Origin of the sequence: Caballeronia sp. GACF4, assembly GCF_023631025.1 — a bacterium.
In the GTDB taxonomy this organism is placed as follows: Bacteria; Pseudomonadota; Gammaproteobacteria; order Burkholderiales; family Burkholderiaceae; genus Caballeronia.
The window spans coordinates 222788-243247 of sequence record NZ_JALQDW010000007.1 but is presented as its reverse complement, the minus strand read 5'-3'; the positions used below and the strand labels follow the sequence as shown (position 1 = coordinate 243247).

The 20460-nt window shown below is 60.2% G+C and carries 17 protein-coding genes and 1 tRNA gene; 14 read left to right on the top strand and 4 right to left on the bottom strand.

Annotated features, from left to right (window positions below; genetic code table 11):
- Positions 1–22: 22 nt before the first annotated feature.
- Positions 23–565: a YhbY family RNA-binding protein gene (locus tag NCR40_RS09295; protein ID WP_244825750.1), complete on the bottom strand. Its 543-nt coding sequence runs from the start codon at positions 563–565 to the stop codon at positions 23–25.
- Between the two features lie 323 nt (positions 566–888).
- Here NCR40_RS09295 and NCR40_RS09290 point away from each other — a divergent pair, with 323 nt between their 5' ends.
- The 11 genes from NCR40_RS09290 (at position 889) to phoR (ending at position 13095) form a co-directional block, all read left to right on the top strand.
- Positions 889–1563, top strand: coding sequence for an RlmE family RNA methyltransferase (locus NCR40_RS09290; RefSeq protein WP_244825748.1), 675 nt, complete (start codon positions 889–891; stop codon positions 1561–1563).
- Between the two features lie 173 nt (positions 1564–1736).
- The gene (ftsH, locus tag NCR40_RS09285; protein ID WP_244825747.1) at positions 1737–3623 is read left to right on the top strand and encodes an ATP-dependent zinc metalloprotease FtsH; all 1887 of its coding nucleotides are present in this window, start codon (positions 1737–1739) and stop codon (positions 3621–3623) included.
- Between the two features lie 225 nt (positions 3624–3848).
- On the top strand, positions 3849–4649 hold the full coding sequence (gene folP, locus NCR40_RS09280; RefSeq protein ID WP_250509344.1) for a dihydropteroate synthase: 801 nt from the start codon (positions 3849–3851) through the stop codon (positions 4647–4649).
- A 93-nt stretch (positions 4650–4742) separates the two neighbouring features.
- A complete protein-coding gene (gene glmM / locus NCR40_RS09275) occupies positions 4743–6101 on the top strand; it encodes a phosphoglucosamine mutase (protein WP_250509284.1) in 1359 nt (452 codons plus the stop codon).
- Between the two features lie 204 nt (positions 6102–6305).
- Complete coding sequence (gene pstS / locus NCR40_RS09270) at positions 6306–7337, top strand: phosphate ABC transporter substrate-binding protein PstS (protein ID WP_250509283.1); 1032 nt, start codon at positions 6306–6308, stop codon at positions 7335–7337.
- A gap of 126 nt (positions 7338–7463) precedes the next feature.
- Positions 7464–8447: a phosphate ABC transporter permease PstC gene (pstC, locus tag NCR40_RS09265; protein WP_244825744.1), complete on the top strand. Its 984-nt coding sequence runs from the start codon at positions 7464–7466 to the stop codon at positions 8445–8447.
- The gene (pstA, locus tag NCR40_RS09260; protein ID WP_244825742.1) at positions 8444–9331 is read left to right on the top strand and encodes a phosphate ABC transporter permease PstA; all 888 of its coding nucleotides are present in this window, start codon (positions 8444–8446) and stop codon (positions 9329–9331) included. The genes pstC and pstA overlap by 4 nt, the downstream gene beginning before the upstream one ends.
- A gap of 15 nt (positions 9332–9346) precedes the next feature.
- Entirely contained in the window at positions 9347–10222 is an 876-nt protein-coding gene (gene pstB, locus NCR40_RS09255) for a phosphate ABC transporter ATP-binding protein PstB (RefSeq protein WP_370652025.1), read from the top strand.
- A 49-nt stretch (positions 10223–10271) separates the two neighbouring features.
- Positions 10272–10976, top strand: a complete 705-nt coding sequence (phoU, locus tag NCR40_RS09250) for a phosphate signaling complex protein PhoU (RefSeq protein WP_244825740.1) — start codon at positions 10272–10274, stop codon at positions 10974–10976.
- A gap of 33 nt (positions 10977–11009) precedes the next feature.
- A complete protein-coding gene (gene phoB, locus NCR40_RS09245) occupies positions 11010–11711 on the top strand; it encodes a phosphate regulon transcriptional regulator PhoB (protein ID WP_244825738.1) in 702 nt (233 codons plus the stop codon).
- A 70-nt stretch (positions 11712–11781) separates the two neighbouring features.
- Entirely contained in the window at positions 11782–13095 is a 1314-nt protein-coding gene (gene phoR, locus NCR40_RS09240) for a phosphate regulon sensor histidine kinase PhoR (protein ID WP_244825736.1), read from the top strand.
- A 1357-nt stretch (positions 13096–14452) separates the two neighbouring features.
- On the opposite strand, the gene ppk1 is transcribed toward phoR, so the two are convergent.
- Positions 14453–16516, bottom strand: a complete 2064-nt coding sequence (ppk1, locus tag NCR40_RS09235; protein WP_244825734.1) for a polyphosphate kinase 1 — start codon at positions 16514–16516, stop codon at positions 14453–14455.
- 252 nt (positions 16517–16768) lie between these two features.
- On the opposite strand from ppk1, the gene ppx reads away from it, so the two are divergent.
- Positions 16769–18280, top strand: coding sequence for an exopolyphosphatase (ppx, locus tag NCR40_RS09230; RefSeq protein ID WP_244825732.1), 1512 nt, complete (start codon positions 16769–16771; stop codon positions 18278–18280).
- 18 nt (positions 18281–18298) lie between these two features.
- Here the strand turns inward: ppx and NCR40_RS09225 are convergent, their stop codons facing one another.
- Together NCR40_RS09225 and NCR40_RS09220 are read right to left on the bottom strand one after the other, a co-directional pair.
- A complete protein-coding gene (locus NCR40_RS09225) occupies positions 18299–19111 on the bottom strand; it encodes a GNAT family N-acetyltransferase (RefSeq protein WP_250509282.1) in 813 nt (270 codons plus the stop codon).
- Positions 19112–19250: 139 nt separating this feature from the next.
- Complete coding sequence (locus tag NCR40_RS09220; protein ID WP_250509281.1) at positions 19251–19709, bottom strand: SixA phosphatase family protein; 459 nt, start codon at positions 19707–19709, stop codon at positions 19251–19253.
- Positions 19710–19847: 138 nt separating this feature from the next.
- Between NCR40_RS09220 and NCR40_RS09215 the strand changes: the two genes are divergently transcribed.
- Both NCR40_RS09215 and NCR40_RS09210 read left to right on the top strand, forming a co-directional pair.
- A tRNA-Pro gene (locus tag NCR40_RS09215) sits at positions 19848–19924 on the top strand.
- Between the two features lie 82 nt (positions 19925–20006).
- Positions 20007–20186: a hypothetical protein gene (locus NCR40_RS09210; RefSeq protein ID WP_250509280.1), complete on the top strand. Its 180-nt coding sequence runs from the start codon at positions 20007–20009 to the stop codon at positions 20184–20186.
- Positions 20187–20460: the final 274 nt, after the last annotated feature.

Here is a 20460-nt window from a genome sequence, read left to right as displayed (position 1 = left end):
AATCATCGTCCGCGCCGTTTCATCATTTGACGGCCTGATGTTGACGCTTCGAGCCAGCCTGACGCTTCTTCGCGCGCTTGACGTTGCCGCCCGCGGTGACGCGTTCGTTACCTAGCACTTTGAGCGTTTGTTTGCGCGGCTTCTTGACGGCGGGTGCATCGCGCGTGATCTTGACGGCCTTGACGATGCGCGGCGCGCGACCCTTGGTCGAACGCTCCTCGGCAATTTCACCGGCGCTCGGCGGCATGGTGCTGCGGGTGCGGGCGGTGCGGGTCTTGGCGGGCGCGGCGCCTTCCGGTCTCCAGATCACGAGCAGCTTGCCGATATGCTGAACAGGTGCGGCATCCAGGCGATCGCAGATTTCGTCGTAGATGCCAACGCGTGCTTCACGCTCGTCGCCGAACACGCGAATCTTGATGAGCTGATGCGCTTCGAGGTGCACGCCGATTTCTTTCAGCACGGCCTCGGTCAGGCCTTCGGCGCCGACGAGCACGACCGGATTGAGGGCGTGAGCCTGGGAGCGCAGATCGGCGCGCTGGGCCGGGGAAAGTTTAAGAGCTGGCATGTGGAATAAGGGACTCGACTAAAATGTGGGCGGCGGGTTTGGCGTCGGCTGGGCGTTGCAGCGCTGTCGGACGCACGAAGCGCGGGCGGTATGGACACGCGGCGCCGTCATGGACCGATCAGATGAAAAGCACCTGAAGTGCTGGGCAAGCCGCCCGAATAAACAAATAGGCCGGAAACGCAAATTTCGAGCGCTTTGCAGCGCACGGGAACCGGTCCGGCCGACAAGACGCGTATTATCCGCTAAAAGCATTGCGCGATACAGCAAGAATAAGCACGCGCGCAAGAGGTTAGTCCCCGGCGCGCAGCATGGGCTCAGTTTGAATGGCAAAGAACCGGTTTAATCATTCGTGGTTGCATGACCACATCAACGACCCTTACGTGAAGATGGCGCAGCGCGAGGGCTATCGCGCGCGCGCGGCGTACAAGCTCAAGGAGATCGACGAGCAGGACAAGCTCATCAAGCCAGGGCAGGTAATCGTCGACCTCGGCTCGACGCCCGGCTCGTGGAGTCAGTACGCGCGTAACAAACTCGCTCAGGGTGCGAAGCGCGATGCGCAGCGCGAAGGCGGTATAGACGGCACGATCATCGCGCTCGATCTTCTGCCGATGGACCCCATTGCCGATGTCACCTTCATTCAGGGCGACTTCCGCGAAGACGCCGTGCTTGCGCAACTCGCGGAAATTGTTGGCGAGCGTCAGGTAGACCTTGTTATTTCCGACATGGCCCCAAACCTGTCTGGCGTGGCGAGCGCGGATGCAGCGCGTATCGAACATCTTTGCGATCTGGCGCTGGAGTTCTCGCAGAACCATCTGAAACCGGATGGTGCGTTGCTGGTCAAATGTTTTCACGGCAGCGGTTACAGCCAAATCGTCGAGAAGTTCAAGCACCAGTTCAAAGTGGTGGCGCCGCGCAAGCCCAAGGCGTCTCGCGACAAATCGTCGGAGACTTTTGTACTCGGGCGGCGGCTCAAACATCCGACTGTGGAACACGAGTAAATCATTTCGGCGAAAAATAGCGATATTTTCGCCGAATATGTCGAAAAACCCTTGTCTTCCGCTATTTGCGCGGTAGATAAACCTTATGGCAGGGGTTTGCGGTCTGGATTAGAATGCTTTGGTGGCGCCGCAAGGTTTATGTAGGCGCCCGTCTATGAGTGAGGAGTGGTGCTTTGAACAACAATATGTTCTCTAAAGCGGCAGTGTGGCTCGTGATTGCACTGGTGCTGTTTACGGTGTTCAAGCAGTTCGATAAGCCCCGCGTCCAGGAAGGTGTGTCCTATTCGCAGTTCATGGACGACGCGAAGAACGGCAAGGTGAAGAATGTCACCGTTCAAGGGCGGAATCTGACGGTCACTCCGGCAGACGGCCAGAAATACCAAATCGTGTCGCCTGGCGACATCTGGATGGTCGGCGATCTGATGAAATACGGCGTTCAGGTCAGCGGCAAGGCTGACGATGAACCCAACGCGCTGGTTTCCGCGCTGTACTACCTTGGACCGACCATTCTCATCATCGGTTTCTGGTTCTACATGATGCGGCAGATGCAGGGGGGCGGCAAAGGCGGGGCCTTCTCGTTCGGCAAGTCGCGAGCGCGGCTGATCGACGAAAACAATAACGCTATCAATTTCACCGATGTCGCGGGTTGCGACGAAGCGAAAGAAGAAGTGTCCGAGCTCGTCGACTTCCTGCGCGACCCGCAGAAATTCCAGAAGCTGGGCGGCCGCATTCCACGAGGAGTGTTGCTGGTCGGACCTCCTGGCACGGGTAAGACGCTGCTGGCTCGCGCTATCGCGGGTGAAGCGAAGGTGCCGTTCTTCAGCATCTCGGGTTCCGACTTCGTGGAAATGTTCGTCGGCGTGGGCGCGGCTCGCGTTCGCGACATGTTCGAGCAAGCAAAGAAGCACGCGCCTTGCATCGTGTTCATCGACGAAATCGACGCGGTCGGTCGTCATCGCGGCGCCGGCATGGGCGGCGGTAACGACGAACGCGAGCAGACTCTCAATCAGATGCTCGTGGAAATGGATGGCTTCGAAGCGAATTCCGGCGTTATCGTGATCGCTGCGACGAACCGTTCCGACGTGCTCGACAAGGCGCTCCTGCGTCCGGGTCGTTTCGACCGTCAGGTGTATGTCGGTCTGCCGGACATTCGCGGTCGCGAACACATCATGAAGGTGCATCTGCGCAAGGTGCCGATTGCGAACGACGTCGACGCTTCGGTCATCGCGCGGGGTACGCCGGGCTTCTCGGGTGCCGATCTCGCAAACCTCGTCAATGAAGCTGCGCTTTTTGCGGCGCGTCGCGGCAAGCGGATCGTCGAGATGCAGGACTTCGAAGACGCGAAGGACAAGATTTTCATGGGTCCGGAGCGCAAGTCGGCTGTCATGCGCGAGGAAGAACGTCGCAACACGGCTTTCCACGAATCCGGTCACGCCGTGGTAGCGAAGTTGTTGCCGCATGCCGATCCGGTGCACAAGGTTACGATCATGCCGCGCGGATGGGCATTGGGTGTCACCTGGCAATTGCCTGAACACGACCGCGTGAATTTGTATCGCGACAAGATGCTGGAAGAAATCGCAATTCTGTTTGGCGGCCGTGCAGCGGAAGAAGTGTTCCTGAATTCCATGTCCACCGGCGCGTCCAACGACTTCGAGCGCGCGACCAAGATGGCCCGCGACATGGTGACGCGCTACGGTATGTCGGACACGCTTGGCACGATGGTCTACGTCGACACCGAACCCGAAGGCATGTTCGGCAAGTTGGGCGCGAAGACGGTTTCGGAAGCCACGCTGCAAAAGGTCGATTCGGAAATCCGCCGCATCCTGGACGAGCAGTATCAGCTTGCCCGCAAGCTGCTGGAAGACAACCGCGCGCGCGTGGAAGCCATGACGAAGGCGCTGCTCGAATGGGAAACCATAGACGCAGACCAGATCACGGACATCATGGAGGATCGTCCGCCGCGTCCGCCGAAGAACCTGCCGCCGCCTTCGGGTGATACGCCTCCGGGCGGCAACAGCGGCACGGAAGTCAAGCCGGGCAGCGCAACCGCGCCGGCCTAAGCTCTTCTAGTCCGATCATGGGCCGGTGTGCATCGCACTCCGGCCCATTTTTGCTTTATGGCTCACGACGGCGCACACATCGGATCACACTTCGCGCGTGCGTTACGCTCCTTGCAGCAATCCAGCTTTTTTCCGACACGCTTGATCACTCCATCTCTCTCCCAGCTTTCAGCGCAGCCGCTGCAATGCGGTCGGTTCACGCTGACATTCGAACGTCCGCTCGTGATGGGCATTCTCAACGTCACGCCTGACTCGTTCTCCGATGGCGGCCGCTTCCTTCCGCGCGATGCCGCTCTGGCGCGCGCCGAGCGCATGCTTGCCGACGGCGCGGACATCATCGATATTGGCGGCGAATCGACTCGTCCGGGCGCGCCGCCGGTTCCGCTGGCCGAGGAACTCGAACGCGTGGTGCCGATCGTCGAAGCGTTACGGGACATGAACGTCCCGCTTTCGGTCGATACCTACAAGCCCGCCGTGATGCGCGCCGCGCTCGATGCAGGCGCGGACATGATCAACGACATTTGGGGTTTACGTCAGGAAAGCGCGCTCGATGCCGTTAAAGACAGTAACTGCGGCTTGTGCGTGATGCATATGCTCGGCGAACCGCGCACGATGCAACTTCGCGAGCCGGTGTACGCCGACGTCATCGCGGACGTCCGTGCGTTTTTCGCCGAACGAATCGCGGCGCTGGCGCAGGCGGGGATCGCGCTGGAGCGCGTAAGTCTCGATCCGGGCTTCGGCTTCGGCAAGACCGTCGAGCATAATTACGCGCTGCTGGCGAACCTCGCCGCGACGCTGCCGGCAGGCAAGCGGTATCCGCTGCTCGCGGGAATGTCGCGCAAGTCGATGCTCGGCGCAGTCACCGGGCGCGCGGCGAACGAACGGCTTGCGGCAAGCGTGAGCGGGGCAGTTTGCGCGGCGGAGCGCGGTGCGGCGATCATCCGCGTGCACGACGTCGCGGAAACCGTGGATGCGCTGAAAGTCTGGCGAGCCACGAGAGACGCCACGCATCACGAGAAGCATTGAAAGAACTTCGGCGAAGGCGCACGCGCCGAATCGATCAACACATGTCGCGGGCCAAGAACAAGCGCCATATGTCCGCGAGGAGGGTCAGTAACAATGGCACGTCGATATTTTGGAACTGATGGAATTCGCGGGCGCGTCGGCGAGGCGCCGATCACACCGGATTTTGTTCTCAGGCTGGGGTATGCGGCCGGCAAGGTGCTCGCGGGAGCGGACCGTTCGCCGCAAAAGGGCAACCGTCCGACGGTGCTCATCGGCAAGGACACGCGGGTTTCCGGCTACATGCTCGAAGCCGCGCTGGAGTCGGGCTTTTCCGCCGCGGGCGTCGACGTAATGCTCGCCGGCCCGATGCCCACGCCCGGCGTCGCGTATCTCACGCGCGCGCTGCGGCTTTCGGCGGGCGTGGTGATCAGCGCATCGCACAATCCGTACGACGACAACGGCATCAAATTCTTCTCCGCCGACGGCAACAAGCTGCCGGACGAAGTCGAACTGCAAATCGAAGCGCAGCTCGACCAGCCGATGGCTTGTGCGCCCTCCGAGCGTCTCGGCAAGGCGAAGCGTCTGGACGACGCGGGCGGGCGCTATATCGAGTTCTGCAAGAGCACTTTCCCGGCGAGCTTCGATCTGCGCGGCCTCAAGATCGTGCTCGATTGCGCGCACGGCGCCGCCTATGACGTCGCGCCGCACGTGTTCCACGAACTGGGCGCGGAAGTCGTGCCTATTGGCGTGTCGCCGAACGGCTTCAATATTAACGATAAAGTCGGCGCCACCGCGCCCGATGCGCTCGTGCGCACGGTGCTCGAACACAAGGCGGATATCGGCATCGCGCTCGATGGCGACGCTGACCGCCTTCAAGTCGTCGATTCCACCGGCCGGCTTTTCAACGGCGACGAACTGCTCTACGTGCTGGTCAAGGACCGCATCGCGACGGACGGCAAGGTGGATGGCGCGGTCGGCACGCTGATGACCAACATGGCCGTGGAAGTGGCGTTGAAAGAGGCGGGCGTGAAGTTCGTGCGCGCGGCCGTCGGCGACCGTTACGTGCTCGAAAAGCTGCGCGAAAACGGCTGGCAACTCGGTGCGGAAGGCTCGGGCCACATTCTTTCGCTCGACCGGCATTCCACGGGCGACGGCATCGTGTCCGCGCTGCTTGTGCTCGCCGCCATCAAGCGCGGTGGCAAATCCCTCGCGGACATGCTCGACGGCGTCAGCCTGTTTCCGCAGAAACTGATCAACGTGCGCATGAGTCCGAACGCGGACTGGAAAAATAATGCGGCCATTCGCCGCGCGATCGAAGATGCCGAGCGGGCCCTCGAATCGCACGGGCGGGTACTGATTCGCGCCTCGGGAACCGAACCGGTACTGCGCGTCATGGTGGAAGCGGCGGCGCATCAGGATGCGGTTAAACACGCGGAAACGATTGCTCAGGTCGTGAAGGACGCGACTTCCTAGACGATCTCTAAAGCGCGTCACGTCTCACCAAAAGCGGACTACGGTCCGCTTTTTCTTTGGTTACAAGCCAACGCACGTTCGACTTTCAGTGCGTAAGCGCAATGACACGCGGCGTTCATCAAACGTCACGGTACTGTCACGAAGAGTGCCTATATTTCGCCGTGTCGGTTCTCTCGCTACACGCTCACACACTCTGGAGGTCTCATGAAATTGATGCAATCCGCGCTGGCCGGCGTCATCGGCGCAATGTTCGCCGTCTCCGCATTCGCCACGGATATCACCGGCGCGGGCAGCACCTTCGCAGCTCCCATCTACACCAAGTGGGCTGACGCCTACCAAAAAACGGGCGGCGGCAAGGTGAACTATCAAGGCATCGGCTCGTCGGGCGGCGTCAAACAGATCATCGCGAAGACGGTGGATTTCGCGGGCTCGGACGCACCGCTGAAAGATGAAGAACTCACGAAGGAAGGCCTGTTCCAGTTCCCGACGGTCGTCGGCGGCGTGGTGCCGGTCATCAACGTGCCGGGCGTGAAGGCCGGTGAAGTGACGCTGTCGGGCGAAGTGCTCGGCGACATCTACCTGGGCAAGATCAAGAAGTGGAACGACCCGGCTATCGCCGCGCTGAACCCGAAGGTCAAGCTGCCGGATACCGACATCGCCGTGGTGCGCCGCGCCGACGGATCGGGCACGAGCTTCATCTGGACGAACTATCTGTCGAAAGTGAATCCCGAGTGGAAGTCGAAGGTCGGCGAAGGTTCGACGGTCAACTGGCCGACGGGCACGGGCGGCAAGGGCAACGACGGCGTCGCGGCGTTCGTGCAGCGTCTGCCGGGCGCGATCGGCTACGTGGAGTGGGCGTATGCCAAGCAGAACAAGATGACCTACGTGGGTCTCAAGAACGCGGCTGGCACGGTCGTCGAGCCGAAGACGGAGACCTTCAAGGCGGCGGCTGCCGGCGCGGACTGGTCGAAGTCGTTCTACCAGATCCTCACGAACGAGTCGGGCCAGAACGCATGGCCGATCGTCGGTGCAACGTTCGTTCTGCTGCACGCCACGCAGGACAAGGCGCCGCAAGGCACGGAAACGCTGAAGTTCTTCGACTGGGCGTTCAAGAACGGCAACCAAGCCGCGAACGATCTCGACTACATCTCGCTGCCGGATTCGGTAGTCGCCGAAATCCGCATGCAATGGAAGGCGAAGGTCAAGGACGCGTCGGGCAAGGCGGTTGCGCAGTAAGCGGTACCATGGTCTGAAACTGTCCTAAGCTCTTGAAGTCAGGACGGAAATGCAGTGCAGGCAATGCCGCGCGGCACGTCGAATGACGTGCCGCGCGCTCTGACAAGCAGCACAACCAAGGCTCCCATGTCGGACATCAACTTAGCGTCGGCACCGCCGGCCGCGCATACGCAGCGCGCGCCGAGCCGTTTCGGCGACATCATATTCGGCGGCATCACGCGGCTCGCGGCCGTGGTGACGTTGCTTCTGCTTGGCGGCATCATCGTTTCGCTCGTCATTGCGTCGATGCCGACCATCGAAAAGTTCGGACTCAGCTTTCTCTGGCGCGCGGAGTGGGACCCACAGACCGATAGCTTCGGCGCGCTCGTGCCGATCTACGGCACCATTGCCACGTCGATCATCGCGCTCATCATCGCCGTGCCGGTGAGCTTCGGCATCGCGCTTTTCCTCACGGAACTCTCGCCCGCGTGGCTGCGCCGGCCGCTCGGTGTCGCCATCGAATTGCTCGCGGCGATTCCCTCGATCGTCTACGGCATGTGGGGTCTGCTCGTGTTCGCGCCGATCTTCGCGGAATACTTCGAAAAGCCGCTCGGCCATCTGCTCGGCGACGTGCCCGTCATCGGCATGTTCTTCAAGGGCGCGCCTATCGGTATCGGCATTCTGTGCGCGGGCGTGATCCTCGCCATCATGATCATTCCGTACATTGCCTCGGTGATGCGCGACGTCTTCGAAGTCACGCCCGTGCTTCTCAAGGAATCGGCATACGGCATCGGCTGCACGACCTGGGAAGTGATGTGGAAGATCGTGTTGCCGTACACGCGCGCCGGTGTGATCGGCGGCGTGATGCTCGGCCTCGGCCGCGCGCTCGGCGAGACCATGGCGGTGACGTTCGTGATCGGCAACACCAATCTGCTCGACAACGTGTCGCTGTTTTCGCCGGGCAACAGCATCACCTCGGCGCTCGCCAACGAATTCGCCGAAGCAAGCCCCGGCCTGCATACGTCGGCGCTGATGGAACTCGGGCTCATCCTGTTCGTGATCACGTTCGTCGTGCTCGCGTTGTCCAAGCTGATGCTGCTGCGCATGGAACGCGGGGAGGGAGTCAAGTGAGCCGTCCCGCCACCTTCAATCAGGACCCCGACCGCGTGGACGCCACGCGCAAGAAGCTGCAGAGCCGTCGACGCGGCACCAATGCGATCGCGCTGACGCTCTCGCTGGCCGCGATGGCTTTCGGCCTTCTGTGGCTCGTGTGGATTCTCTTCACGACGCTTAAGCTCGGCGTCGCTGGCCTGTCGCTCGAACTCTTCACGCAGTCGACGCCGCCGCCGAACACCGATGGCGGCGGTCTTGCCAACGCTATCGTCGGCAGTCTGATGCTCGTCATCATCGCCACGTTCATCGGCACGCCGCTCGGCATTCTGGCGGGCGTCTATCTCGCGGAATATGGCCAGAAGCGTTGGCTTGCGAGCGTCACGCGCTTCATCAACGACATTCTGTTGTCGGCGCCTTCCATCGTCGTGGGCTTGTTCGTGTATGCGCTCGTCGTCGCGAAGATGGGTCGCTTCTCGGGATGGGCCGGCGTGATCGCGCTCGCCTTGCTGCAGATTCCGATCGTCATCCGCACCACTGAAAACATGCTGAAGCTCGTGCCGAACGCGCTGCGCGAAGCGGCTTTCGCGCTCGGCACGCCCAAGTGGAAGATGGTGATGTCGATCACGCTGAAGGCGTCGATTGGCGGCATCGTCACGGGCGTGTTGCTGGCGGTCGCGCGGATTGCCGGCGAAACCGCGCCGCTGCTCTTCACGTCGCTGTCGAATCAGTTTTTCTCGTGGGACATGAATCAGCCGGTGGCGAACCTTCCGGTCACGATCTACAAGTTCGCGATGAGCCCGTTCCCGCAATGGCAGACGCTCGCGTGGGCCGGTGTGTTCCTTATTACGCTCGGCGTGCTGGGTTTGAATATCCTCGCGCGCACGATTATCTCGAAGAAATAAAGGCGGAGTGATTCCATGAACATGGTCGAAAGTGGTGTCAACCACCTTGATTCGAAAGCGGATGCGGCGCCCGTCGAGCGTGGTCCCGTTCCTGGCAGCGTGCGTCCGAAGCACGGCTCGCAAGCCGCCGATTCGATCAAGCCGAAGATCGAAGTGAAGAACCTCAACTTCTTCTACAACAAGTATCACGCGCTGAAGAACATCAACCTGCGCATTCCCGAGAAGAAGGTGACGGCGTTCATCGGACCTTCGGGCTGCGGCAAGTCCACGCTCCTGCGCACCTTCAACAAGATGTACGCCCTTTATCCCGAGCAGCGCGGCGAAGGCGAGATTCTGATGGACGGCGTCAACCTGCTCGACACGACGCGCGACATCTCGCTTTTACGCGCGCGCGTGGGCATGGTGTTCCAGAAGCCTACGCCGTTTCCCATGTCGATCTACGACAACATCGCGTTCGGCGTGAAGATGTTCGAACAACTGTCGCGCTCGGAGATGGACGACCGCGTCGAATGGGCGCTGACCAAGGCCGCGCTCTGGAACGAAGTGAAGGACAAGCTGCAGCAAAGCGGCTACGGATTGTCGGGCGGCCAGCAGCAGCGCCTTTGCATTGCGCGCGGCATCGCCATTCGTCCGGAAGTGCTGTTGCTCGACGAGCCCTGCTCGGCGCTCGACCCGATTTCCACGGGCCGTATCGAGGAACTGATCGCGGAACTGAAAAGTGACTATACGGTTGTGATCGTCACGCACAACATGCAGCAGGCAGCCCGTTGCTCGGACTACACTGCATACATGTACCTTGGCGAGCTGATCGAATTCGGCGATACGGAGAAGATCTTCATCAAGCCCACGCGCAAGGAAACGGAAGACTACATCACGGGCCGTTTCGGCTGATCCGGCCAGATCAGGCGAACTGAAACATAAAAGGACTTAAGGAGCACATATGTCCGATAAACATCTGTCGAGCCAGTTCGACGCCGATCTCAACGCGGTGTCGTCGAAAGTGCTGCAAATGGGCGGTCTCGTGGAGTCGCAGATCATCGCGGCCATGCAGGCACTCAACGAATTCGACATGGCGATCGCCGATCAGGTGATTGCCGCCGAAGTGCGTCTGAACACGATGGAAGTCGAGATCGACGAAGAGTGCAGCAACATCATCGCGCGCCGCCAGCCGGCCGCGCGCGACCTGCGTCTGCTCATGGCGATCTCGAAGACCATCACGAACCTCGAACGCGCCGGCGACGAAGCTGAAAAAATCGCGAAGCGCGTGAAACGCATCAACGAAGACGGCGCGGGCCGCGCGGTGAATATCGCGGAGATCAAGCTCTCGGGCGAGATGGCCGTGTCGATTCTGCGCCGCGCGCTCGACGCGTTCGCGCGTCTGGACACCGTGGCCGCCGCGCAGATCGTGCGCGACGACAAAGCCATCGACGACGAATTCCGCGCCTTCGTGCGCAAGCTCGTCACCTACATGATGGAAGACCCGCGCACCATTTCCGCCGGCCTCGACTATCTGTTCATTGCGAAGGCGGTGGAGCGTATCGGCGATCACGCTAAGAACATCGCCGAGTTCATCATCTACATCGTGAAGGGTACGGACGTGCGGCATATCTCGCGCGACCAGCTCGAACGCGAAGCGCTCAGTTAATCTTCTCTCAAAGCAAAAGGTCAAGAGGTGCCGATGCCCAGCAGTATCCTCGTCATCGAAGACGAACCCGCGATCTCCGAACTGATCTCGGTGAATCTGCAACACGCGGGACATTGCCCGATTCGCGCGTATAACGCTGAGCAGGCGCAAAACCTGATCAGCGACGTGCTGCCCGATCTCGTGCTGCTCGACTGGATGCTGCCCGGCAAGTCCGGCATTGCGTTCGCGCGCGACTTGCGCAACAACGAGCGCACGAAGCATATTCCGATCATCATGCTGACCGCGCGCGGCGACGAGCAGGACAAGGTGCTCGGGCTCGAGATCGGCGCGGACGACTACGTCACCAAGCCGTTTTCGCCGAAAGAACTGATGGCGCGCATCAAGGCGGTGTTGCGCCGGCGTGCCCCGCAGCTGACGGAAGATGTGGTTGCCATCAATGGTTTGCGGCTCGATCCGGCGACGCATCGCGTGGCGGCGAGCCATTCCGGCAACGACATCAAGCTCGATCTCGGCCCGACCGAATTCCGCTTGCTGCATTTTTTCATGACGCATCCGGAGCGCGTGCATAGCCGCACGCAGTTGCTGGATCAGGTGTGGGGCGATCACGTATTCGTCGAAGAGCGCACGGTCGATGTTCACATCAAGCGCCTGCGCGCCGCGCTCAAGCCCGCGGGCTGCGATGCTATGATCGAAACGGTGCGCGGCAGCGGATATCGGCTCGCGAAGAGCGCCTGATAAGCGTGCTCTAGTCTCTGCCGCATGTTTATGACGAACCGCGCGTTCGTCGCTTGGACTCGCCGACAACATGAATATCATCTGGACGCGGTCAGTCGTGTCCCTCGTACTGCTCGCCGCGCTCTGTGCGGCGATCGGCGCGTTTGCCGGCGTGCGCGTGGCGCTGGCTGTCGCCGTCGTCATGCTGGTTCTGCAGGGCTTTTTCGCCACCTATCACACGCAGCGTCTTTGGCGTCTGCTCGAAGCGCCGGTGTATGGCGAAGTGCCTAGCGCGCTCGGCATCTGGGGCGAAATCTATTACCGCTTGCACAAGCTGGCGAAGCGCTGGCATGCGCAAGTGCGGCAGGTCGAGCAACAGCATTCGCGCTTCATTCAGGCGATCCAGGCTTCGCCCAATGGCGTGGCGATGCTCGACGATCACGATCAGATCGAGTGGTGCAACGCTATCGCCGAGAAGCATTTCGGGCTCGATGCCAAACGCGATTTGCGCCAGCACATCACGCATCTCGTGCGGCACCCGGACTTCATTCGCTATCTGAACTCGCATCATTACGAGGAAATGCTCGTGATGCGCGGCATGGGCGTGAACCGGCAGCACACGGTATCGGTGCAGGTATTTCCTTATGGCGATCATCGCAAGCTGATACTCACGCAGGACATCACCGAACTCGAGCGTACCGATTCGATGCGACGCGATTTCGTCGCCAACGTCTCGCATGAATTGAAGACGCCGCTGACGGTGTTATCGGGCTTTCTTGAGACCATGCGTGAGTTGCCGCTCAGCGAGGCGGACCGCATGCGTTATCTGGACATGATGGAACAGCAGGCTTCGCGCATGCAGAACATCGTGCGTGATCTTTTGGTGCTTGCGAATCTGGAAGGCGATGTGCGTCCGCCTGGCGACGAGTTGCTGGATATGCGCGCGGTGATGCGGCATCTCGAAGACGACGCGGTGAATCTTTCTGGCGGGCGTCATCGGATTGCCTTTCATATCGATGATTCGTTGACTATCGCAGGCGCGGAGACCGAGGTCGTCAGTGCGCTGGGGAATCTCGTTACCAATGCGGTGCGTTATACGCCGGATGGCGGGGCGATTGAAGTCTCTTGGCAACGTGTGGCGGATCGGGCGGTTTTCACGGTGCGTGATAGCGGGTATGGGATTCCCGCAGAGCATATTCCGCGGCTTACCGAGCGGTTTTATCGCGTGGATCGGAGTCGGTCGCGGGATACGGGTGGCACCGGGCTCGGGCTTGCTATCGTCAAGCATGTGCTGCAGCGGCATCATGCGGAGCTCGATGTCAAAAGTGAAGTCGGGAAGGGAAGTACGTTTGTTGTTCGGTTTCCTTCTTCAAGGACTGCTTTGAGGAAGTCTTTGGCGGCTTAGGGGTTTTTGTTTAGCTTCCTGGGAAGTTGAGCCGTTGTCTCGCGGTTTGTTTCAGTAGCCGCCTTCCCGGCGGAGGGGTAATTTTCTTTCCTGCTGCAAAGAAAGTCACCAAAGAAAGCAGCTTAGGAACCGGCTTCTGGAGCACAACTGGTTCCTCGCTATTTACCACAAACCCTTTGTGGCACTTCCCATTGCTAACGTTCGTCGTAGGTCAATTTCCAGGCGCACGCTTCTCTTTTAGGCTGCTTCGAGGAAGCCTTTGGCCGCTTAGAGATCTTTGTTTAGCGCTTGCTAGGAAGTTGAGCCGTTGTCTCGCGGTTTGTTGCAGTAGCCGCCTCCCCGGCGGAGGGATAACTTTCTTTGCTGCTGCAAAGAAAGTCACCAAAGAAAGCAGCTTAGGGACCGGCTTCTGAAGCACAACTGGTTCCTCGCTATTTACCACAAGCCCTTTGGGCACTCCCCGTCGCTCACGCTCGTGGTAAATCGTTAGCACGCACAAGCGAGTAGAGCCTTCGCGCCGCCTAACGAAAATGCGCATGCGTGTTTTACATGTGCCAGGAGTAGAACACACATACGGTGGCCGACCAAAACGCAAAAAAATTACGACGTCCTATTGGTTAACTTTTCACCTGCACCCCAAGCAAAGAACAACGAGACAATAGTCTTCCTTAACGCTGTCTACTGACAAGTCTGTGCTTAACGTAGATTTACCGCCAGCATCAGCAAGGGGGTGTGGTCAAGGGGTTTGTGGTAAATAGCGGGGAACCAGTTGTGCTTCAGAAGGCGGTTCTAAAGCTGCTTTCTTTGGTGACTTTCTTTGCAGCCGCAAAGAAAGTTACCCCTCCGCCGGGGAGGCGGCTACTGAAACAAACCGCCAGACAACGGCTCAAGTTCCCAGAAGACGCCGGTGCTTGATAAAGAATTCACCACGAGCATGAGCAATGAGAAGTGCCCAAAGGGTTTGTGGTAAATAGCGAGGAACCAGTTGTGCTTCAGAAGCCGGTTCCAAAGCTGCTTTCTTTGGTGACTTTCTTTGCAGCCGCAAAGAAAGTTACCCCTCCGCCGGGGAGGCGGCTACTGAAACAAACCGCGAGACAACGGCCCAAGTTCCCAGAAGGCGCCGGTGCTAGATAAAGCATTCACCACGAGCATGAGCAATGAGAAGTGCCCAAAGGGCTCGTGGTAAATAGCGAGGAACCAGTTGTGCTTCAGAAGCCGGTTCTAAAGCTGCTTTCTTTGGTGACTTTCTTTGCAGCCGCAAAGAAAGTCACCCCTCCGCCGGGGAGGCGGCTACTGAAACAAACCGCGCGACAACGGCTCAAGTTCCCAGGAAAAAACCGACCACAAAACCAACACCCTAAGAACAAAACTTAGCCAGCAACCCCAACTGCGCATTGCGAATAGACTTCCCCGACCGCCGCTTACGATAATGCCCATCGCTCTGCATGACCCAGGCAGACTGATTATCCCCAAGACAGACGGATAACCCTTCAGCAATCACCCGACGCTTAAGCCGCCGATCGCGAATCGGAAACGCCACCTCGACGCGTCGAAAGAAGTTCCGATCCATCCAGTCCGCCGACGACAGATACACATCCTCTTGCCCGTTCGCATAAAAATAGAAGATGCGATGATGTTCGAGGAAGCGCCCGACAATAGACCGAACGGTAATATTCTCCGAAAGATCCTCCACACCAGGCTTGAGCGAACAAACCCCACGCACGATCAAATCGATCTTCACGCCCGCATGCGATGCCTCGTACAAGGCAGCAATCACGGTAGGCTCGAGCAACGCATTCATCTTCGCGACGATCCGCGCCCGCCGGCCCGCGCGCGCATGCTCCGCCTCGGCGCGAATCGCATCGATCAATTTCGCGTGCAAGGTAAAAGGCGATTGCCACAAAAGATGCAGCGGAATCTCTCCGCCAATTCCAGTCAGCTGCTGAAAGACATGATGCACGTCCTCGCACATCTGCTGATCGGCGGTCATGAGACCGAAGTCGGTATATAGACGCGCCGTGCGCGGATGATAATTTCCCGTGCCTAGATGCGCGTAACGCTTGAGCACCATCTTGCCGCCCTGCGACACGCGCCGCACGATCAACATCATCTTCGCGTGACACTTGTGGCCAACCACGCCATACACCACATGCGCGCCCACCGCTTCGAGTTGCGACGCCCAGTTGATGTTCGTCTCTTCATCGAAACGCGCCAGCAACTCGACCACTACCGTCACTTCCTTGCCATTGCGCGCGGCCTGCATGAGCGCATCCATCAAGGGCGAATCGGTGCCGGTCCGGTAGATGGTCTGCTTGATCGCCATCACTTGCGGATCTTTCGCCGCCTGCAACAGCAGTTCGAGCACCGGCTGAAAACTCTCGTAAGGATGATGCAGCAGGATATCGCCCTGATCGATCGCATCGAAAAGATTGGTCGTGTTGGCGATCGACTTCGGCACCGAAGGAATGTGCGGCACGAACTTGAGGTCCGGCCTGTCCACCATTTCAGGCAGTTGCATGAGCCGCACGAGATTCACCGGCCCGTTCACGCGATAACAATCGCGCTCGCTCAACTGGCTTTCGTCGAGCAGACGCCGCACGAGATGCGGTGGCGTCTCCGCCGATACTTCAAGCCGCACCGCATTGCCCAGATGCCGCGCGGGCAACTCACCCTGCAAGGCGACGCGCAGATTCGTGATCTCGTCTTCATCGACGAAAAGTTCGCTATTGCGCGTGATGCGAAACTGGTTGCAATTGCGCACGATGAGATGCGGAAACAGCTCGCTCACGAAGTGCTGCATGAACGTGCTCAGCAGCACGAAGCCATGCGGATAACCCGACAGCGCCTCGGGCATGCGCACGAGCCGCGGCAGCGCGCGCGGCGCCTGCACGATGCCCATCATGGCCTGACGGCCGAAAGCATCCGTGCCTTCCAGTTCGACGACGAAGTTCAGGCTCTTGTTTAGCACGCGTGGAAACGGATGCGCCGGGTCGAGGCCGATCGGCGTCAGCACCGGCAGCAGTTCGTTCAGGAAATATTCGCGCGCCCAGGCGTTTTGCTGCTCGCTCCAGCTTTCCGCGCCATGGAAATAGATGCCTTCCATCTCGAGCGCGGGCAAGACGATTTCATGCAGCATCACGTATTGCTGATGCACGAGGCGCTGCGCGCGTTCGGAGACGAGATCGTAGACATGCTGCAGCGACATGCCGTCCGGCGAGAGCGAGCCGGGGTTGTCGCGCATCTGCTCCTGCAGCCCGGCCATGCGGACTTCGAAGAATTCGTCGAGATTGCTGCTCGTGATGCAGATGAAGCGCAGGCGTTCCAACAAGGGAACCGAGATATCGGCGGCCTGCGCCAGAACTCGCTCGTTGAAACCTAGAATGCCCAGTTCGCGGTTGAAGAGCGGATAGCGTATGGACATCGGCTGGGAGAATGGTGTCTCGATCGGAAGGGCAAGGGAACGTTCGGATAGTCTCACAGTAAGATGGCTTTATTGTGACAGAACGATTGTCACAAATTCTACTCACATTGTGGTTAGCGTCGCTAGCGCAGGGCGCGTGATACCGCGGTCGAGCGTGATTCACCAATTGACATCGGCGCATAAGTAGTCGACGTAGAATAGAATCCTGCGCTGCAGCAAAGCGCGCCTCCTCCCACGATCCCTGGACATCCGATGGTCACTCATCCTCATCTTCTTGCTGCGGTCGACCTCGGATCGAACAGTTTCCGGCTGATCGTGGGGCGGGTGGAAGAAACGCCCGCAGGCAGCCAGATTTACCAGGTCGATGCCTTGCGCGAAGCCGTGCGCCTTGGCGCGGGTCTGTCGAAGGACAAGATGCTCGACCGTGCGTCGCAGTTGCGCGGGCTCGAAGCGTTGAAGCGCTTCGGCGAACGTCTGCGCGACTTTCATCCAGATCAGGTGCGCGCGGTGGCCACCAACACGCTCAGGGTGGCGAAGAACGCGCACGAATTCATCGGCGAGGCGGAAAGCGCGCTGGGTTTTCCGATCGAAGTGATCGCCGGTAGGGAAGAAGCACGGCTCATCTACGCGGGCGCCGCGCATTCGGTGCCGGCGAGCGCGGGCAAGCGCCTCGTGGTGGATATCGGCGGCGGCTCGACGGAGTTCATCATCGGCTCGCATTACACGCCGATTCATATGGAGAGTTTGTATATCGGCTGCGTGAGCCACAGCCGCACGTTCTTTCCGGCCGGCAACGTCGACGAATACACCATGCGCCAGGCCGAACTCGCGGCCAAGCGCGAAATCCAGATCATCTCGCGCGAATACAAGCAGACCGGCTGGGATCAGGCCATTGGTTCTTCAGGCACGGCGCGCGCGCTCGCGGAACTCGTCGAAGCGAACGATTTCAACGACCCTGGCATCACGCACGGCATTTCGCGCGGCGGGCTGGAGCGTCTGAAGCGCGCGGTCATCAAGGCGGAGAACGTCAATCGGCTGAAGCTCGTCGCGCTCAAGCCGGACCGCATTCCGGTGCTCGCGGGCGGCCTTTCGATCATGCTCGGCGTGTTCGAGGAACTGGGTATCGATTATGTGGACACCACCGACGGCGCCTTGCGTCTCGGCGTGCTCTACGACCTGCTCGGGCGTTCGCAGCATCAGGACATGCGCACCGTCACCGTGGAAGGCTTCAAGCGCCGTTATGGCGTCGATGCCGCGCAGGCCGAACGCATCGGCTCGCTCGCGATCAGCTTCTACGATCAGCTCGGCGAACCCGATGCGGAACGTCGCGAGGAAGAACGCATGTTCCTCGCGTGGGCTTCGTCGCTTCACGAGATCGGCTTGTCGATTGCGCATAGCGCGTATCACAAGCATTCGGCGTATATCGCAAGCAACGCGGACATGCCGGGCTTTTCGCGCACGGACCAGGCGCGGCTCGCGACGCTCGTGCTGGGTCACGCGGGCAAGCTCGGCAAGCTCGCGCAAGCGCGCGATGTCGACTGGACATTGCTGTTTTGCCTGCGTCTTGCCGTGTTGCTGTCGCGCCGGCGCGCGGATGTGGGGCTGCCCGGCATCGAGGTGAAGAGCGCGGCGGGAGGCTTCGAAGTGCGGCTGTCCAACGAGTGGGTCGCGAGCAATCCGCTCACGGACTACAGCCTCGTTCAGGAAGCCATGGAGTGGGAAAAGATCGGGCGCCCGTATCGCGTGGTCTATACCGGCGATTGACGAACGCCGCGCCTTGAATCAACCGATGAAGTGCCGCGCATAACGCGCGTTGATATCCGACAGGCGGAAGAGGGTAAGAAAGTCCGCCGTGTTGAAATCCGGGTCCCACGCAGGCGCGCCGCATATCTTCGCGCCTAGACGCAGATAACCCTTCACGAGCGGCGGCGGGCTCACTTCCACGCCCGTGCGCAATTCCTCCACCGGCAGCGGCGTATGCGGGAACGCGTGATATTCAGGGGCGGCGAGGGCATCGGCGGCGAGCGACGTGTAAAGGTTCGCCGCGTAGTGCCCGCCGTCGACCATGCCGACGCTCGCGCAGCCAAGCATCGTTTCGTAGCCGTTGTGCTTCATGTAGGCCGCGAGCCCGCCCCATAGCGACATGATCACCGCGCCGTTGCGGTAGTCGGGATGCACGCACGAGCGGCCCACCTCGACGAGCTTCGGCCGCAGATGCGCAAGCCGCGACACATCGAACTCGCCTTCCGCATACAGCCGCCCAATCCGCGCGGCTTCATGCGGCGGCAGCACGCGATACGTGCCGACCACTTTCAGCGTATCGAGATCGCGCACGAGCAGATGATCGCAGTAGGCGTCGAAGACATCGACGTCGAGGCCCGCAGGCCCCGAGAGGTGCGCGCCCATCTCCTCGGAGAACACGCGGTAACGCAGCCGCTGGGCTTCACGCACGGCGTCGCCGGAACTCGCCCACGACACTTGCAGCCGATGCTGCCCGGTGATGGTTTCCGCGGTACGCGGAAGCTGGCGGCGCGAATCGAGCGAGAGCGACGATGACGCTCCGGTTGGCAGGAAGGGCGTCGGCATATCGAGCATTGGCGTTCCTCGGCAGGACGAAAGCTTGAGGGTTTCGGTCCTCGCCAATGTAGTAACGCGCAATGACGCTCGCATGGCATCGCAGTGACGTTTCGATGAAACGACATTCTGTTGAACCTGCGATTACACGGCCTTTCGGCTAGAGCAGATCGGGGTTCGTCACCGCGCGCAGAACGACCTGGCCGTCGCCGTGACGCGAGCGCGACTGGAACCACCAGACGCCTGATTTCTTGATCGACCAGTCCGCTTCGTCGCCGGTCATGAGCCACGCGGCAACGTGTCCGAGCGTAGGCTGATGGCCCACGACGACCACCGTTTCCGCGATGCCATCGGGCCAGCCGGCGGCATCGAGCACGTCCTGTGCACGTCGGCCGGGCGCGAGTTGATCGACCACGCGATACTGATCGCCGAAGGCTTCGACGGTTTGAATGGTGCGCGTGGCCGGGCTTGCGATGAAGACCGCATCGTCGTCGATACGCGCCTTCAGCCACTTTGCGGTGCCTTGCGCCTGCTTGCGTCCGCGCGAGGTGAGTTGACGCGCGAGATCGCTTGCGGCCTGATCTGCGGCTTCGGCGTGACGCCAGAGAATGAGGTTCATCGTTGTCTCCGCGAATTCGAAATGGCAATAACTTGCATGACCGGGCGGCGGCCGTCACTCGCTAAAGTGGCAACATTCGTTCCCTCTGCCGGAAGTGTTTGCGGCGTCGCGGCAAGCAAGCTATAATCTGCGGCTTGTCGGAGCGTAGCGCAGCCTGGTAGCGCATCTGATTTGGGATCAGAGGGTCGAAGGTTCGAATCCTTTCGCTCCGACCACCATACACGAAGGGGTTACAAGTCACGGCTTGTAACCCCTTCGTCTTTATGACGTTGGTTTTGACGTCTTCTTGGGGACTTCATGCTGCGTAACTTCGTGTCCGTTCTAGGTGCCGCCATGCTTGCACTCACGCTGGCTGCGTGCACTGAACCCGCCAATCAAAAGCATCCTCCGCAAGACCCGCCCGACTATAAGGGCGTACCGACCGACGACACCCCGCCGTCGATGCTCATCGCGCCGACGTCGGCCGATCCAAAGTGAAAGAAGGCGAAGCGCCGACGCATGAGCGCCGGCGCTTCTAACCCGCGCGGACTGTTCGCGCAGAGAGAAGCGCGGGCTACAGACATTTTATGGAGGCTTGGCCTCGGCAACTGTGTGCGCTTGTTTCCGAGCGTAACGGCGTGCAAGTTTCAGTACGCCGGCGCCACACGTTTGCGCGGTAGGAACGACGCGTCGGTCATCCATACTGACCTTAACTTCTAACTGACATCTAAGCGAAACATTTGCCGCAAGGTTAATATCCGACGACTTAGTG